Source organism: Roseibaca calidilacus, assembly GCF_001517585.1.
GTDB lineage: Bacteria > Pseudomonadota > Alphaproteobacteria > Rhodobacterales > Rhodobacteraceae > Roseinatronobacter > Roseinatronobacter calidilacus.
In genome coordinates, this window is the sequence record NZ_FBYC01000004.1 from 2,395,086 (window position 1) to 2,410,552 (window position 15,467).

A 15,467-nucleotide genomic window follows, 5' to 3' on the forward strand; every position below is an offset into this window, starting at 1 on the left:
GGAGCCTGAGGTGAGATTTTGGACATCCACAACCTTGCTTGCCATGGCACTTGCCGTGTCAGCCTGTGACCGCGAATTCATCCTTGAGGGGGAACGCTTTCCGTTGCGCGCGCCTTTCGCGGAAGATGCAGGCGAAGCACCCGCCAACCGTGCCGCACCGATCAATCTGCCCGGAACGCAGGTCAACGCCGCTTGGACCCACCGCCTTGGCACACCTAACACCCGAATCGAGCATCCTGCGCTTGGCGCGGCGCTGACCCAGCAATGGGAAGCCCCCATCGGCCAAGGAGATGAACGTCGCCACCGCATTACCGCCGAACCGGTTGCAGCGAATGGCATGATCTACACGCTGGACAGCCGCGCGCAGGTGACTGCAACCAATACATCTGGCGCCACAGTCTGGACGCGTGATCTGACCCCAACCGCCACGCGCAGCGCCGATGGCGCTTCTGGCGGCGGGCTGGCATTGGCCGATGGCAGGCTTTATGTCACCTCGGCCTTTGGCAGCCTGACAGTGATGGATGCGGCAAGCGGCGATGTGGTCTGGACCAAAGCATTCGATGCCCCGGTCACGGCCCCGCCGACAATCGCGGGTGACAGGGTTTATGTCGTGGCCGCCGACAGCACGGCATGGGCGCTGGAAACCCGTGACGGCAAGACAGACTGGCAGTTGCCGGGCACGCCGTCCGTCTCTTCCATGGTTGGCGGCGCGGCTCCGGCGGTCGCCGGCGCGCTTGTGCTGCTGCCGACACCGGCCGGAGAGTTGATCGCCGCACGCCGCGACACCGGCATGATCGAATGGCGCACCAACATTGCGGGCACGCGGCTAGGCGTGGCCTATGCACAGGTCAAGGATATTACCGGCGATCCTGTTATCTCTGGCAACAGCGTGATCATCGGCAACCAGTCCGGCCGCGTCATGGCGCTGGACCTAAACGATGGTTCGCGCCTGTGGACCGCAGAAGAAGCGGCCTATGGTCCGGTTTGGCCGGTGGGCGGTTCTGTGTTCCTGATGTCTGACCGCAACCGCCTTATCCGGCTGGATGCCGCCACTGGCGAATTTATCTGGGGCCAGCCCCTGCCCCTGCACACCACCGAGCGCGAGCGCAAACGCGCCGAGATTTATGCACATTTCGGCCCGCTGCTGGCGGGTGGGCGCCTGGTCGTGGCCTCTAGCGACGGTTTGATCCGCAGTTTCGACCCGACCGATGGCAAGCTTCTTGACGAGGTTGACCTGCCGGGCGGCGCGGCCAGCGGGCCCATTGCGGTGGGTGGTTCGCTCTATGTCGTTTCAAAAAGCGGGAGCCTGCTGGCCTATCGCTAAGCTTTGCGCTATAGCGCGCTCTTTGACAGGCCCCGCCCGGTGCGGGGCCGTCCTGCGTTTTATCCCCGGAGGGATTCATGAGCTTCACCCTCGCCATCATCGGTCGCCCGAATGTCGGCAAATCGACCCTGTTCAACCGGCTTGTCGGCAAGCGGCTGGCCTTGGTCGATGACCAGCCCGGCGTCACCCGCGACCTGCGCGAAGGGGCCGCCAAACTGGGCGATCTGCGTTTTACCGTGATCGACACGGCCGGGCTGGAAGACGCCACCGATGACAGCTTGCAAGGCCGGATGCGCCGCCTGACCGAACGCGCGGTGGACATGGCCGATATCTGCCTGTTCCTGATCGACGCGCGCGCGGGTGTCACCGCCAGCGACGAAGGACTGGCCGAGATCTTGCGCAAGCGCGGGCGCAACGTGATCCTTGGCGCCAACAAGGCCGAAGGGCGCGCGGGCGAAGCCGGGCTGCTGGATGCCTATGCGCTTGGCCTTGGCGAACCTTTGCGCCTGTCTGCCGAGCATGGCGAAGGGATGGACGAGCTTTACCACATGCTGCGCCCGCTGGCCGAGGAATTCGAAGAGCGCGCCGAAGCCACCGCCCCGGTGGTGGACCTTGACGTGTCTGATGACGAGGACGCCCCTGACCACGCCCCCAGCGCCGCACGGCCCTTGCAAGTGGCCGTGATCGGGCGGCCCAATGCCGGTAAATCCACCCTGATTAACAAGATCTTGGGCGAAGACCGCCTGCTGACCGGGCCAGAGGCCGGGATCACGCGTGATTCAATTTCGCTGACGCTGGACTGGATGGGCACGCCCACCCGCATTTTCGACACGGCGGGCATGCGCAAAAAAGCGCGCGTTGTCGACAAGGTGGAAAAACTGTCTGTGGCCGATGGCTTGCGCGCCGTGCGCTTTGCAGAGGTGGTCGTGGTGCTGCTGGATGCTGCGATCCCGTTCGAATCCCAAGACCTACGCATTGCCGATTTTGCAGAAACCGAAGGGCGCGCGGTGGTTGTGGCGGTGAATAAATGGGACTTGGAAGATGAAAAACAGGACAAGCTGAAAGAGCTGCGCCACAAGTTCGAAAAGCTGCTGCCGCAGTTGCGCGGTGCGCCGATGGTCACCGTATCAGCCAAGACCGGCAAGGGGCTGGACCGCCTGCACGCCGCCGTGCTGCGCGCGCATGACATCTGGAACCGCCGCATCGGCACCGCCAAGCTGAACCAATGGCTGGAAGCGATGGTCACGGCGCACCCGCCACCCGCGCCGGGGGGTAAGCGGATCAAGCTGCGCTATGCCACGCAGGTCAAGACGCGCCCGCCTGCCTTCGTGGTCATGTGCTCGCACCCCGAAGACCTGCCCACGGCCTATACGCGCTATCTGGTCAACGGGCTGCGCGACAATTTCGACATGCCCGGCACGCCGATTCGCATGTTCATGCGGTCGCAATCCGACAAGAACCCCTTCAAGGGCCGCAAGAAGGCTCCGCCATCCAAGTTGCGCAAACATCTGGAAGGGCGGCGGGACGACTAATCGCTTGCAATCCGTGGTGGCTGGTCGCGCAAATACATCGGCCCGCCGGTCCAGCGCGGAAAGCCGAAGGCGTTTATCATCACCACGTCGATATCCTCGGCCCGCGCGGCGATGCCTTCGCGCAGGATGGCGTCGCCTTCGGCCTGCATGACCGACAGAATGCGGGCCATAATGGCTTCGGCGGCGAATGCTTGCCGCACAATCCCTTTGCGCGTGGACTCGTCCAAAATCACGCGCTCCACCTCCGGGTCCGGCAAGGGTTCGCCGCTGCTGTAATCATACCAGCCGCGCCCCGCCTTGCGGCCAAAGCGCCCCGCTTCGCATAGAATATCAGGTATACGAACGTAATTTGCCGGGCGCTTGCCCTCGGCGGCGCGGCGTTTGCGCATGGCCCATGCTATATCCAGCCCGGCCAGATCCTGCATTTGATAAATACCCATGGGAAAGCCGAAATCAACCATGGCAGCGTCGATCTGCCATGGCAGTGCGCCCTCTTCCAGCATGTATTCGCAGTCCGCACGGTAGGCCGACATAATGCGATTTGCGATGAACCCGTCACAGACACCGGCAAAAACAGTGATCTTGCCCAAGGCCTTGGCCAACGCGGCCCCGCTCGCCAACGCATTATCCGACACCGCATCCGGCACGACAATTTCCAGCAATTTCATGACATGCGCCGGAGAGAAGAAATGCAGCCCCACCAGCCGCGACGGGTCCGCCATGGTCGCGGCCAATGCGGTCACATCCAGATAGGACGTGTTGGTGGCCAGCACGCAATCGGGCGCGGTGACGGTTTCAAGCTGCGCCAGAACGGCGCGCTTCACGTCGAAATCCTCGAACACGGCTTCGATGGCCAGTTGCACGCCCGACAGGTCGGCGGCGTTTGACGTGGCGGTGAAGGCATTAAGACAGGCCGCGTGTTGGCCCGTATCGATCACCCCGCGCGACAGGCTATCTTGCAAGATGCCCGTCACGCGGGCTGCTGCGGCCTCGGCGGCCTCCGGCGTTTGCTCCAGCAAGGTCACATACCGCCCCGCAAGCAGGCAGGCGGCGGCAATCCCCGCGCCCATGGTGCCACCGCCAACCACGCCCACGCGGTCGGGCGCGGGTGCGCTTATACCCTTCAGCCGGTCTAGCCGCCCTGCCCCGCGTTCGGCAAAGAAAACATGCGCCAGCGCCTTGGATTGCGGATCGTCGCGCAGGCGCAGGAAGGCGGCGCGCTCTGCCGCCAAGGCGTCAGACGCAGGCAGGGTTAATGCGCGGCGCAAGGCGGCAATCGCTTCCTTCGGCGAATTCCGGCCACGCGCGCGCGCGGCCAGCTTGGCCGCCAATCTGTCAAATGCCGCAGGGTCGGGGTTCAGAACCGGGCGCGCCAGAACCGGGCCGGGATCGGGACGATCCGCCAGCGTTGCCCCGAATCTCAGGGCCGCATCCAGCAGATCGGCATCTGCCAGCGCATCGACCAAGCCCATGTCCTGCGCTTGCATAGCCCCAACGGGCTTGCCACCGGCCACCATGGTCAGGGCATCTGCGGCCGCGATTACGCGCGGCAAACGCACCGTGCCGCCCGCGCCGGGGATCAGGCCCAATGTCACCTCTGGCAAGCCCAGTTTGGCGCTACGCAGGGCAACCCGGTAACGGCAGGCCAAGGCCAGTTCCAACCCACCGCCCAGCGCGGTGCCGTGAATGGCCGCAATCCACGGCACGCGCGCGCCTTCGATCTGCGCCAGAACATCGGGCAAATGCGGCTCCATGGGCGGTTTGCCGAATTCGCGGATATCCGCCCCCGCCACGAAACTGCGCCCGGCGCACAGCAACACCACGGCGCGCAAGCCCAGCATCGCGTTGGTCTGCGCCACCGCGTCTGCAAGCCCCGCGCGCTGCGCTTGGCCCAGCGCGTTCACCGGCGGGTTGTCCAGCGTTACGCAGGCGATATCGCCTTCTTGGGTGACGGAAACGGTCATGGCACGTCCTGCAAGATGGCGTCGGTCAAGGGGCTGGCCGGGTCGGCCATGGCGGAGATCACGTTAAAATGGTGGAAATCGCCATCCACCACCAGCCGCGTGCCGGGCCACGCCTCTCGCATTAGCGCGGATTGGCGCAAAAATTCAGGGCGTTCATGCCCGCCAACCCAGACTGTAAGATGCGTGCCGGGGCGCTGCGGCTGCAAGGCAGGGCTTTCGGCCTGCGCCATGTCAGGGGTTAAGCACAAGATATCGTTCATCTTTGTGTGCAGCAACGGCCGCAGGTCGTGCAGGCCAGAAATCGACACGGCCCGTTCCGCCAGATCGGGCTGGTCGGCGCACAGCATCCGCGCCACCAGATGCCCGCCCGCCGAATGCCCGGCCAACCGCACCGGACCGGGCACCTCTGCCCGCGCGGCCGCAACCGCGCGGGCGATCTGGGCCGTCATCTGGGCCAATGTCGCCTCTGGCGCCAATGTGTAGCTGGGCAGGGCCATGGCCCAACCGCGCGCGACAGCACCCTGCGCCAGGTGCGACCAAGTGGACTTGTCGAACGCCTTCCAATAGCCACCATGAACAAAAACGGCCAACCCTTTGGGCGCGCCGTCCGGCAAGAACAGATCAAACCGTTCGCGCCCGCCCGGCCCATAAGGCAGGTCAAACCGCGCATGCGCCGTCGCGCGATAGTCGGCGGCCAATGCCTGCCAGCGCCCAGGATACTCCGACCCGCCGGGAATATGCGCGCCGTTCTCGAACGCGGCGTCCCAATCTATCAGCCCGGTCATGCACCCCTCCCCGGTTCATCGGCCAGCTTATATTTCAAGCCTGAAACATCAAGACCCAAGCGCCGCAACATGGTGGTCGAACTCTGCGCGCGCGCGCGCCCAGACCCCCGCATTCAGCGCATCAAGCGCCAGCAAATGCGGCAGAAGCTGCGCCGCGAAATCTTCGGACGCTTCCAGCGGCAGCAATGACGGCAGATTGTCGATCGCCATCACATCCAGCACCGGCGCGCCATGCACCCGCAAGACGGGGCGCGCCCAATCGGTTGCATGTGTGTAGACCTTGACCGGAGAGAAATCGGATGTCGGGTCGCAGGCGATATCGCCGATTACCCGCAAGGCGCGCGGGGCCGTCACTGCCGCAGCTGGCACGAAAACCGGCGTGCCCGGCATGGCAAGGATGCAGTTCAGGAACACATCATGCGCCAGCACCTCTGGAAACGGGCCGCCTGTGGCGGTTTCCGCCTTGTCCCATGCGGTAACCGATGCACCGACCGCCGCGCATAAATCGGCGGCCCCCCGGCCCACACGGCCCAACGCGCCAATGACCAGAACACGCGGCGGGGTCAGCCCTGCCAGCGCCTGCGACACAGCCGCAACCATAGCCGTTTGATCGGCAAATCGGGCCACCGGGGCACAGACCCCGCCACGCGCCTGCGCGGCATAGGCCAGAAGCGACACCGCCGCCCCGGCAAACCCGGCCCAATACCCAAAGGCGGCAACCCGACGCCCAGAATCGTCTGTCAGGTATTCCAGATCATAGAGCGCCCCGCCGCCGGCCCGAAACCGGCGCAACAGGTCTTGTCCGGCGGGCTGCCCCTTGAACGCATGGCCGAACATGATGTGACGGTGCCGCAAGGGGGGGCCATCTTCCGGCAGCTCCTTCAGCCCGAAGATGATCGCATCCTCGGGTGCGCCGGGCCAAGCGGCGCAGTCGGCCCGCACGGCCCCCGCGCGCAGATAAGGATCAATCGGCACTGCAAGCTGCGGGCTGTCTTCTATCGTTACGCGAAAGCCCTTGGCGCGCAACTGTGCCACACCTTCGGGCATAATGCCAATCCGTTCTTCCTGCGGGCGCTGTTCGGCGCGGATCCAAAGATGTGTCATGCTCTCCCCGTTTGTCAGGCTTTGAGTTTGGGTAACGCGGCGCAAGAGAAGCCGCAAGCTGGCAAGCAGTTGGTAACATTTTCACGCTATTAAGGTGCCTACCAGCCAGAAAAGGACATCACATGCAAATGACACTCGGCGAAGCAGGCGGCGCCCTTGTGATCGAACTACGCGAAACCCGGCTGGACGCCGCTGTCGCCATTCGTTTCAAGGATGCGATACGCAGCGCGACCGCGCATCCGGGCAGCCCGGTTATTCTTGACCTTGGAAAGGTCGAATTCATGGACAGTAGCGGCCTTGGGGCGATTGTGGGGGCCATGAAGCTGCTTGGCCCGGAACGCCCGTTGGAAATTGCAGCCTTGTCGCCCGGTGTGCGCAAGGTGTTCCGACTGACACGGATGGACACAGTCTTTCGCATTCACGACCGCGCGCCAGATGCGCAAGCCCTTCCCGCCGCCGGGTAAACGGGAAGGCAACATACCCGCCCGAAGTGCCGCGGCCAGAATTGGAAACGACCGATGACCCAAAGCGATCGAACGCCTCTGCCGGTTTTGACCTCCTGCTGCACCAGCTCTTTGCAAGATGTCCGCGTCTTGCTTGTGCGGGCCGACACATTCTTGCGCAGCAATGGCGCACCGTCCGCCTGGGTTGAAGATATGAACATCATCCTTGCCGAAGTTCTATCGAACATTGCACGGCATGGGTTTAGCGACCATTCGGGCCGAATTGACCTGGAAATACGGCTTGGCAAAAATGAACTGTTCTGCCGTGTCAGCGATACGGGCCGCCCTTTCGACCCCAGCCAGTTCGGACACACCTCGCCCGAACCGGCCCGGCTGCGCGAAGGGGGCTACGGCTGGTTCTTGATCCGCAGTCTGGCGCGCGCCCTGACCTATCAACGGGTCGGCGACACCAATTGCCTGACTTTCTGGGTACCGGTCGACCACAAATTGCCGGTGGCGGAACTCGCGGACTGAGACATGCCTCCCCGAGAGCTTTTTGAGCGATTAGACGCCGAATTCGCAGGGTTGGCCTGCTTTGCACCCAGAAGACGCAGACCACCCCACTTGCGATTTGGGGTCAGTTCATCTCTATTTGCAGCGGGTAACGGCCATTATGGAATTCGCCAAACAGCTCATACAAATCCGGATGCTCCACCGGTTCGCCCGACTCGTCGGGCAGCAAGTTCTGCTCTGACACATAGGCGACATAGAAGCTATCTTCGTTCTCTGCCAACAGGTGGTAGAACGGCTGGTCCTTCCGCGGGCGGCTGTCCTCGGGGATGGCATGATACCAATCTTCGGTATTCGAAAATTTGGGATCGACATCGAAAATCACCCCGCGAAACGGGTGTTTTTTATGTCGCACCACTTGGCCCAAGTGGTATTTCGCCCAAGTTTTTTCCATCAGCGCCTCTGCCGCTCTCCTAGCGCGAAACCGCCACCAGAGTCCATGCCATGGACCACGTTTCGCGGAAACAGTTTGTGACATGGCGCGTGACAAACCCAGCCGTGCAGCAGGCTTGCGAAATAATATTGCGCAAACAGGTCAGTTTGGCACATTGCAAGACCGCAGACCCGTGTTACAAGCGCAATGTTAGGCGTGTGAACTATGGTCAAAGCACGCAGTGTCAATGACAGAGGAGCACCTATGACCAACGTAGTTATCGTATCCGCAGCCCGCACGGCTGTCGGGTCTTTCGGCGGCGCTTTCGCCAATACCCCCGCACATGACCTTGGCGCGGCCATTCTGGAAGCGGTCGTCGCACGCGCGGGAATCGACAAATCCGAAGTATCGGAAACCATTCTGGGGCAGGTTCTGACCGCCGGTCAGGGCCAGAACCCCGCACGTCAGGCGCATGTCAATGCGGGCCTGCCAATAGAGTCCGCCGCTTGGTCCATCAATCAGGTTTGCGGCTCTGGGCTGCGCGCGGTCGCGCTGGGCGCACAGCACATCATGCTGGGCGATGCCGCGATCGTGCTGGCCGGTGGTCAGGAAAACATGACCCTGTCGCCCCATTGCGCGCATATGCGCGCAGGCACCAAGATGGGCGACATGAAAATGATCGACACCATGATAAAAGACGGGCTGTGGGACGCGTTCAACGGCTACCACATGGGCCAGACCGCTGAAAACGTGGCCGAGAAATGGCAGATCAGCCGCGATGAGCAAGACGCCTTCGCCGTCGCCAGCCAGAACAAGGCCGAAGCCGCGCAAAAGGCCGGCAAGTTCAAGGATGAAATCGCGCCTTTCACGGTGAAAACCCGCAAGGGCGATATCGTGGTCGATACCGACGAATATATCCGCCACGGCGCGACCATGGAAGCGATGCAAAAACTGCGCCCCGCCTTCACCAAGGACGGCTCTGTGACCGCCGCCAACGCGTCCGGTCTGAACGATGGCGCCGCTGCCGTCATGCTGATGAGCGCGGAAGAGGCCGAGAAGCGTGGCCTGACCCCGCTCGCGCGCATCGCCAGCTACGCAACCGCCGGTCTGGACCCGTCTATCATGGGGGTCGGCCCGATCCATGCCAGCCGCAAGGCGCTGGAAAAGGCCGGCTGGAAGCCCGAGGATCTGGACCTGATCGAAGCGAACGAAGCCTTTGCCGCGCAAGCCTGCGCCGTGAACAAGGACATGGGCTGGGATCCGGCCAAGGTGAACGTGAATGGCGGCGCAATTGCCATCGGTCACCCCATCGGTGCTTCGGGTTGCCGCATCCTGAACACGCTGCTGTTCGAAATGCAGCGCGCGGATGCGAAAAAGGGTCTGGCGACGCTGTGCATCGGTGGCGGCATGGGTGTGGCAATGTGCCTCGAACGCTAAAGCGAAAAGGCGTGCGCAATATTCTTGCGCACGCCTTGCTAGTTCGATAGCAAATATTACACACGGAAAAACCTAGAGAGGGGGACATCATGGCAAGAGTGGCATTGGTCACAGGCGGATCGCGCGGCATTGGCGCAGCGATCTCTAAGGAACTGAAAGACAAAGGCTATACCGTTGCGGCAACCTATGCTGGCAATGACGAAGCCGCAGCGAATTTCACCGCCGAAACCGGCATCAAAACCTACAAATGGAATGCCGCCGATTATGACGCATCCAAAGCGGGCATTGCGCAGGTCGAAGCGGACCTTGGCCCGATTGACGTGGTCGTGGCGAATGCGGGCATTACCCGCGACGCGCCCTTCCACAAAATGACGCCAGACCAGTGGCGCGAGGTGATCGACACCAACCTGACCGGCGTGTTTAACACCGTCCACCCCATCTGGCCCGGCATGCGCGAGCGCAAATTTGGCCGTGTGGTGGTCATCAGTTCCATCAACGGGCAGAAGGGCCAATTTGGTCAGGTGAACTATGCCGCGACCAAGGCGGGCGATCTGGGCATTGTGAAATCGCTGGCGCAAGAGGGCGCGCGCTTTAACATTACGGCGAATGCGGTTTGCCCCGGCTATATTGCGACCGAAATGGTCATGGCCGTGCCGGAAAAGGTGCGCGAATCGATCATCGCGGGGATCCCTGCGGGCCGCTTGGGCGAGCCAGAAGAAATCGCGCGCTGCGTGGCCTTCCTTGTGTCGGATGATGCGGGTTTTGTGAACGGGTCTACGATCAGCGCCAACGGCGCGCAGTTTTTCGTGTAAACAACCGAAAAACCAAACAAAAACGGCCCGCTTAGCGGGCCGTTTGCAACTTTCAGACGCACGTCATGCGTGCGACAGGCGTTCGATTTCTTCTTTCAGGCGTAGCTTTTGCTTTTTCAGCTCTGCAATTTCCAGATCGCTGCTACCGGGGCTTCGCTGGATCATGTCGACCTTGTCAGAGAGGTGCGCGTGTTTCGCGCGCAGCGTGGCAAGATGCGAGGTTAATGACATTTAGGTGTCCTCCTTCTCTGATTGCGACAGTTTTATTGCATCACAGCAATCGCCACCTGTCAGCAAAAATCGGTGTGACCGGGCCGCGACTGCGCTGAAAAATGCCACCATCCTTCTCAGAGTGTTTACACCTGCACCGTCTGTGCCTGCTGCGTGCCCACATCGAAAACCCGCTTGTAACGCAGGATTTCCGCATCTGGCCCCATCGCCTTGTTCGGATTGTCTGACAGTTTGACCGTGGGTCGCCCATCGGCACAGATCGCCTTGCACACCAAGCTGAACGGGGCCAGCCCATCACCTTCGGCCAAGCCCCGGAAATCATTGGTCAACAAGGTGCCCCAGCCAAAGCTGACCTTGACCCGCCCGAAGAAAGCGCGGTGCAGCGATTGAATGCGCTCCACGTCCAGCCCGTCCGAGAAGATGACAAGTTTCTCGCGCGGGTCTTGTCCATGGTCCTTCCACCAGCGAATCGCGGCTTCTGCCCCCGCTTCCGGCGCCCCCGAATCAATGCGGATGCCGGTCCATTCGGCCAGCCAATCGGGGGCACGGTCCAGAAACCCTTGGGTGCCGTAGGTATCGGGCAGGATAATGCGCAAATTGCCGTCGTGTTCGGCCTGCCAATCGGCCAGAACGCGGTAGGGCGCTTGCGCCAGTTCCGCGTCATCGCGCGCCAAGGCGGCATAGACCATGGGCAGTTCATGCGCGTTGGTGCCTATGGCCTCGACCTCTCGGCGCATGGCGATCAGGCAGTTCGAGGTGCCGATAAAGCACCCTCCCAGCCCTTCCATCATCGCCTGCACGCACCAATCCTGCCATAGAAAGCTATGTCGGCGGCGGGTGCCGAAATCGGCAATGCGCAATCCGTCCAGCCCTTGCAGGGCCTTGATCTTTTCCCAGACGCGGGTCATCGCGCGGGCATAAAGCACCTGCAATTCAAAGCGTTTCATCTGGCCCAGAACAGCCCGCGAGCGCAGTTCCATCAGCACCGCAAGCGCCGGAATTTCCCAAAGCATTGCTTCGGGCCAAGGGCCTTCGAATGTCAGCTCATACTGGTCGCCCACACGTTCCAGATGGTATGGCGGCAGTTGGAAGCCTTCGAACCATTCCATGAAATCGGGTCGAAACATCTGGCGTTTGCCATAGAACGTGTTGCCACGCAGAAAGGTCGATTCGCCGCGCGACAGACGCAGCTTGCGGATATGGTCCAACTGTTCGCGCAATTCGCCTTCGTCGATCAGCTTGGCCAGCGGCACATCGGTGGCGCGGTTAATCAAGCTGAAGGTAACGCGCGTGTCGCGGTGATTGGTGAACACCGACTGGCACATCAGCAGTTTGTAGAAATCGGTGTCAATCAGCGAGCGGACAATCGGGTCCAGCTTCCAGCGGTGGTTATAGACGCGGGTCGCGATATCCATCGGTCAGACCAGTTCAACACCAGCGGCGCGCATGTCATCCAGCGCGCGCGCCATGGACCCGTCAAGATCAATGCCGCGGCAGAGGCTGGTCAACACCCGCACCTTGAAGCCCAGCTTGGCCGCATCCATCGCGGACCATGCCACGCAGAAATCGGTGGCCAGCCCGACAAATTCCAACTCTGTCAGGCCACGGGTGCGCAAATAGCCTTCCAGACCCGTGGGCGTGGTCTGGTCATTCTCATAGAACGCCGAATAGCTGTCGATCTGGCGACGAAACCCTTTGCGGATAATCAGATCAGCGCGGTCGGTTTCCAGACCCGGATGAAACGCCGCGCCCTGCGAGCCTTGCACGCAATGGTCCGGCCACAGCACTTGTGGACCATAGGGCATGTCAATCATCTGCATGGGCGCGCGCCCCGCGTGCTGGCTGGCGAAAGAGCTGTGGTCAGCAGGGTGCCAATCTTGCGTCAGGATCACGGCCTCTGCCTCTGCCATACGGGCATTCACGCCGGGTACGATCTGGCCGCCCTCGGCCACGGCCAGCGCGCCGCCGGGGCAGAAATCGTTTTGCAGGTCAATCACGATCAGGGCATGGGACATGGCGGCTCTCCTTTTGTGATAGGGCTAAGGGGCAGGCGCGGGCGCGTCAATGGCGGCTGTCTTGCGCACGGGCGCGGCGCGCAGTAAAGCGCGGGCATGTATACCGTTGCCGCACTCTATCACTTCACCCGGTTCGAAAACCCTGCCGCGCTGAAAGCGCCGTTGGCCGCTTTATGCTGCACCAACGGTGTGAAAGGCTCGCTACTGCTGGCGGGCGAAGGGATCAACGGCACCATCGCAGGTCGCCGCGAGGGGATCGACGCGGTGCTGGCGCATATCCGCGCGCTGCCGGGATGTGCTGCGCTGGAGTGGAAAGAAAGCCACGCCCCCGACATGCCCTTTGGCCGCATGAAAGTGCGCCTGAAGCGCGAGATCGTGACCATGGGCCAGCCCGATGTGGACCCGCGCGCGGGCACTGGCCACTATGTGGATCCTGCCGATTGGAACGACCTTATCAGCGCGCCCGATGTGGCGGTGATCGACACGCGCAATGATTACGAGGTTGCCATCGGCACGTTTGAAGGCGCGATTGATCCGGGCACAAAGGCATTTGGCGAGTTCCCGCAATGGTGGGAAGACAACCGTCACCGCTTTCACAACAAGCGGATTGCCATGTTCTGCACCGGCGGCATTCGGTGCGAAAAGTCGACCAATTACCTGCTGGGGCAAGGGGTGCAAGAGGTTTACCACCTGAAAGGCGGCATCCTGAAATATCTGGAAGAGGTGCCGGCAGAGCAAAGCCTGTGGCATGGCGCGTGTTTCGTGTTCGACCAGCGCGTGTCGGTGGAACATGGGTTAAAGCCCGGCCCGCATGTCATGTGCCATGCCTGCCGCCGCCCGCTTTGGCCCGAAGACACCAAGCGCCCGGAATATGAGGACGGCGTGCAATGCCACCATTGCGTGGACGAATTCACGCCCGAACGCCGCGAGGGGTTTCGCGAGCGCCAGCGCCAGATTGCCTTGGCGGTCCAGCGGGGCACCCTGCATATGGGTGGTTAAGGTTCCGAATCGTTATGTTATCGATAACATTGGTAAGATTATTTATTCACTCTGTGCGTGGCGTATGGTCTAACACATCGCGCGGGCACTGACTGCCCAACAAAACAAACTCGGGAGGAGTAAGAATGGATCGTCGTTCCTTTTTGAAAACGTCGGCGCTGGGCGGGTCTGCCGCTGCTGCGTCCACACTGGCTGCGCCTGCTGTGGCGCAGGGCCGCATCACATGGCGCATGGTCACCACTTGGGGCAAGAACTTTCCCGGCCTTGGGACTGGTGCCCAACGGTTGGCAGACCGAATCACAGCTGCATCTGACGGGCGTTTGACAGTAGAATTGTTTGCTGCTGGTGAAATCGTCCCAGCCTTGCAGTCCCTTGATGCTGTCATAGACGGGTCGGCCGAAATGAGCCACGGTGCCTCCTACTATTGGCAAAACAAATCGGTTGGCTTGTCCTTCTACACGGGTGTCCCTTTTGGAATGACTTCGCGTGAATTGTCCGCGTGGGTGCGCTTTGGCGGCGGTCAAGAGATTTGGGACGAAATTTATGATCAGTTTGGACTTGTTGGGTTGTTGTCGGGAGATACCGGCACTCAAGCGGGTGGATGGTTTGCGAATGAACTGACTGGTCTTGCCGATATACAAGGCCTGCGCTTCCGCACGCCAGGCCTTGGTGGTCAAGTTTGGCAGAAGATGGGCGCTTCGGTCACAAATGTTGCACCGGGCGAGATTTTCCCAGCCTTGCAGTCCGGCACCCTTGATGCAGCAGAGTTTGTCGGTCCTTACAATGATCGCGCTTTTGGGTTCCATCAGGTGCGAAAGCACTATTACACGTCGTCTTTCGTCGAGCCGGGATTGGCGACTGAGGTCGCAATCGACAAGGCCAAGTTCTTAGATCTCCCGAGCGATTTGCAGCAGATAATCCGAGACGCGGCGCAAGCCGAATATGACAATATGCCGTCGGAATTCTACTACAACGATCCGATTGCGCTTGATGATATTGTCAAGAACCATGGCGTCATCGTTCACAAAGAATTCCCCGAAGAGATCATCGTCGCTGGTGCCAAAGCTGCGCGCGAACTTCTTGAAGAGATCATTGGTGGGGCTGATGCACTCACACGCAAAACTGCGGACAGCTATATCAAAGCGTTCAACCTTCTTCGCACGCGCACGCAAAATACCGATCAGACTTTCGCCCTCGCACGGGAGAAATATTTCGACATTTCGGACCTTGGCTAAGGCCATCCGCTACAATAATCCCGAAGGCCCCGGACATGATCCGGGGCCTTTTGGGCAATCAAGCACCCGATCACGAGGGCCAAGATGACCGCACTCGCCACCTTGATGAAAGCGATTAACGCGCTGAACCGACTTGTCGGCAACATTTTCATGTGGTTGTCGGTGGGGATTGTGCTGGTCTGTTTCTGGGTCGTCGTGGAACGCTACTTGTTCGCCAATACGCGGCTGTGGATGCAGGATTTGTATCCATGGATGAACGGGGTGATGTTCACCTCCGTTGCGGGCTACGCGCTGTATCGGAATGACCATGTGCGCGTGGATATCTTCTTTCGCCCGGCCAGCACGCTGCGCAAGGCATGGATGGACCTGCTGGGTGTGTGCATCTTCCTGATGCCCTTCGCCGCCGTGGTCTGGATCTATTCGCTGACCTTCGTGAACCGGTCCATCGGGTTGCTCGAAGCTTCGCCCAACCCCGGTGGTATGCCCGGCCTGTTCGTGCTGAAAAGCTTCATTCTGGTTTTCGCGGCGCTGATCGCCCTGCAAGGCGTGGCCATGGCGATCCGGTCCATCCTGATTATCGCGGGCCGCGAAGACCTTGTGCCGCCCGACTACCGCTACCAATACGAGTTGGAGAAAGCCTGAC

The 15,467-nt window shown here is 61.4% G+C and carries 16 protein-coding genes; 9 read left to right on the top strand and 7 right to left on the bottom strand.

The window, feature by feature from the left end; genetic code table 11:
- The first annotated feature begins 10 nt into the window (after positions 1–10).
- Positions 11–1,324: a PQQ-like beta-propeller repeat protein gene (locus AWT76_RS15305; RefSeq protein WP_245638829.1), complete on the top strand. Its 1,314-nt coding sequence runs from the start codon at positions 11–13 to the stop codon at positions 1,322–1,324.
- A 77-nt stretch (positions 1,325–1,401) separates the two neighbouring features.
- Positions 1,402–2,856: a ribosome biogenesis GTPase Der gene (der, locus tag AWT76_RS15310; protein WP_072247100.1), complete on the top strand. Its 1,455-nt coding sequence runs from the start codon at positions 1,402–1,404 to the stop codon at positions 2,854–2,856.
- On the opposite strand, the gene AWT76_RS15315 is transcribed toward der, so the two are convergent.
- Genes AWT76_RS15315 through AWT76_RS15325 form a run of 3 tightly spaced genes read right to left on the bottom strand, consistent with a single transcriptional unit; the run spans position 2,853 to position 6,709 of the window.
- Positions 2,853–4,820, bottom strand: a complete 1,968-nt coding sequence (locus AWT76_RS15315) for a 3-hydroxyacyl-CoA dehydrogenase NAD-binding domain-containing protein (RefSeq protein WP_072247101.1) — start codon at positions 4,818–4,820, stop codon at positions 2,853–2,855. The genes der and AWT76_RS15315 overlap by 4 nt on opposite strands.
- Positions 4,817–5,605, bottom strand: a complete 789-nt coding sequence (locus AWT76_RS15320) for an alpha/beta hydrolase (protein WP_218055483.1) — start codon at positions 5,603–5,605, stop codon at positions 4,817–4,819. Before AWT76_RS15320 ends, AWT76_RS15315 begins: the two co-directional genes overlap by 4 nt.
- A gap of 48 nt (positions 5,606–5,653) precedes the next feature.
- The gene (locus AWT76_RS15325; RefSeq protein ID WP_072247102.1) at positions 5,654–6,709 is read right to left on the bottom strand and encodes a saccharopine dehydrogenase; all 1,056 of its coding nucleotides are present in this window, start codon (positions 6,707–6,709) and stop codon (positions 5,654–5,656) included.
- Positions 6,710–6,831: 122 nt separating this feature from the next.
- On the opposite strand from AWT76_RS15325, the gene AWT76_RS15330 reads away from it, so the two are divergent.
- Both AWT76_RS15330 and AWT76_RS15335 read left to right on the top strand, forming a co-directional pair.
- Positions 6,832–7,173: an STAS domain-containing protein gene (locus AWT76_RS15330; RefSeq protein WP_072247103.1), complete on the top strand. Its 342-nt coding sequence runs from the start codon at positions 6,832–6,834 to the stop codon at positions 7,171–7,173.
- 54 nt (positions 7,174–7,227) lie between these two features.
- On the top strand, positions 7,228–7,686 hold the full coding sequence (locus tag AWT76_RS15335) for an ATP-binding protein (RefSeq protein ID WP_072247104.1): 459 nt from the start codon (positions 7,228–7,230) through the stop codon (positions 7,684–7,686).
- Positions 7,687–7,789: 103 nt separating this feature from the next.
- Here the strand turns inward: AWT76_RS15335 and hspQ are convergent, their stop codons facing one another.
- A complete protein-coding gene (gene hspQ, locus AWT76_RS15340; protein WP_072247105.1) occupies positions 7,790–8,116 on the bottom strand; it encodes a heat shock protein HspQ in 327 nt (108 codons plus the stop codon).
- A gap of 243 nt (positions 8,117–8,359) precedes the next feature.
- Here hspQ and AWT76_RS15345 point away from each other — a divergent pair, with 243 nt between their 5' ends.
- Complete coding sequence (locus tag AWT76_RS15345) at positions 8,360–9,532, top strand: acetyl-CoA C-acetyltransferase (RefSeq protein WP_072247106.1); 1,173 nt, start codon at positions 8,360–8,362, stop codon at positions 9,530–9,532.
- An 89-nt stretch (positions 9,533–9,621) separates the two neighbouring features.
- Positions 9,622–10,344, top strand: a complete 723-nt coding sequence (gene phbB, locus AWT76_RS15350; protein WP_072247107.1) for an acetoacetyl-CoA reductase — start codon at positions 9,622–9,624, stop codon at positions 10,342–10,344.
- Positions 10,345–10,407: 63 nt separating this feature from the next.
- Here phbB and AWT76_RS15355 read toward each other — a convergent pair whose 3' ends face one another.
- From AWT76_RS15355 to pncA, 3 genes are all read right to left on the bottom strand, one after another.
- Positions 10,408–10,575: a YdcH family protein gene (locus AWT76_RS15355; protein WP_072247108.1), complete on the bottom strand. Its 168-nt coding sequence runs from the start codon at positions 10,573–10,575 to the stop codon at positions 10,408–10,410.
- A 125-nt stretch (positions 10,576–10,700) separates the two neighbouring features.
- The gene (gene pncB, locus AWT76_RS15360; RefSeq protein WP_072247109.1) at positions 10,701–11,990 is read right to left on the bottom strand and encodes a nicotinate phosphoribosyltransferase; all 1,290 of its coding nucleotides are present in this window, start codon (positions 11,988–11,990) and stop codon (positions 10,701–10,703) included.
- A 3-nt stretch (positions 11,991–11,993) separates the two neighbouring features.
- Positions 11,994–12,590: a bifunctional nicotinamidase/pyrazinamidase gene (pncA, locus tag AWT76_RS15365; protein WP_072247110.1), complete on the bottom strand. Its 597-nt coding sequence runs from the start codon at positions 12,588–12,590 to the stop codon at positions 11,994–11,996.
- Positions 12,591–12,686: 96 nt separating this feature from the next.
- Here pncA and trhO point away from each other — a divergent pair, with 96 nt between their 5' ends.
- From trhO to AWT76_RS15380, 3 genes are all read left to right on the top strand, one after another.
- Positions 12,687–13,589 (top strand): oxygen-dependent tRNA uridine(34) hydroxylase TrhO, encoded by a 903-nt coding sequence (trhO, locus tag AWT76_RS15370; RefSeq protein WP_072247111.1) that lies wholly within the window; start codon positions 12,687–12,689, stop codon positions 13,587–13,589.
- Between the two features lie 125 nt (positions 13,590–13,714).
- Entirely contained in the window at positions 13,715–14,824 is a 1,110-nt protein-coding gene (locus AWT76_RS15375) for a TRAP transporter substrate-binding protein (protein ID WP_072247112.1), read from the top strand.
- A gap of 84 nt (positions 14,825–14,908) precedes the next feature.
- Positions 14,909–15,466: a TRAP transporter small permease subunit gene (locus tag AWT76_RS15380; protein ID WP_072247113.1), complete on the top strand. Its 558-nt coding sequence runs from the start codon at positions 14,909–14,911 to the stop codon at positions 15,464–15,466.
- The last annotated feature ends 1 nt before the right edge of the window (position 15,467 follow it).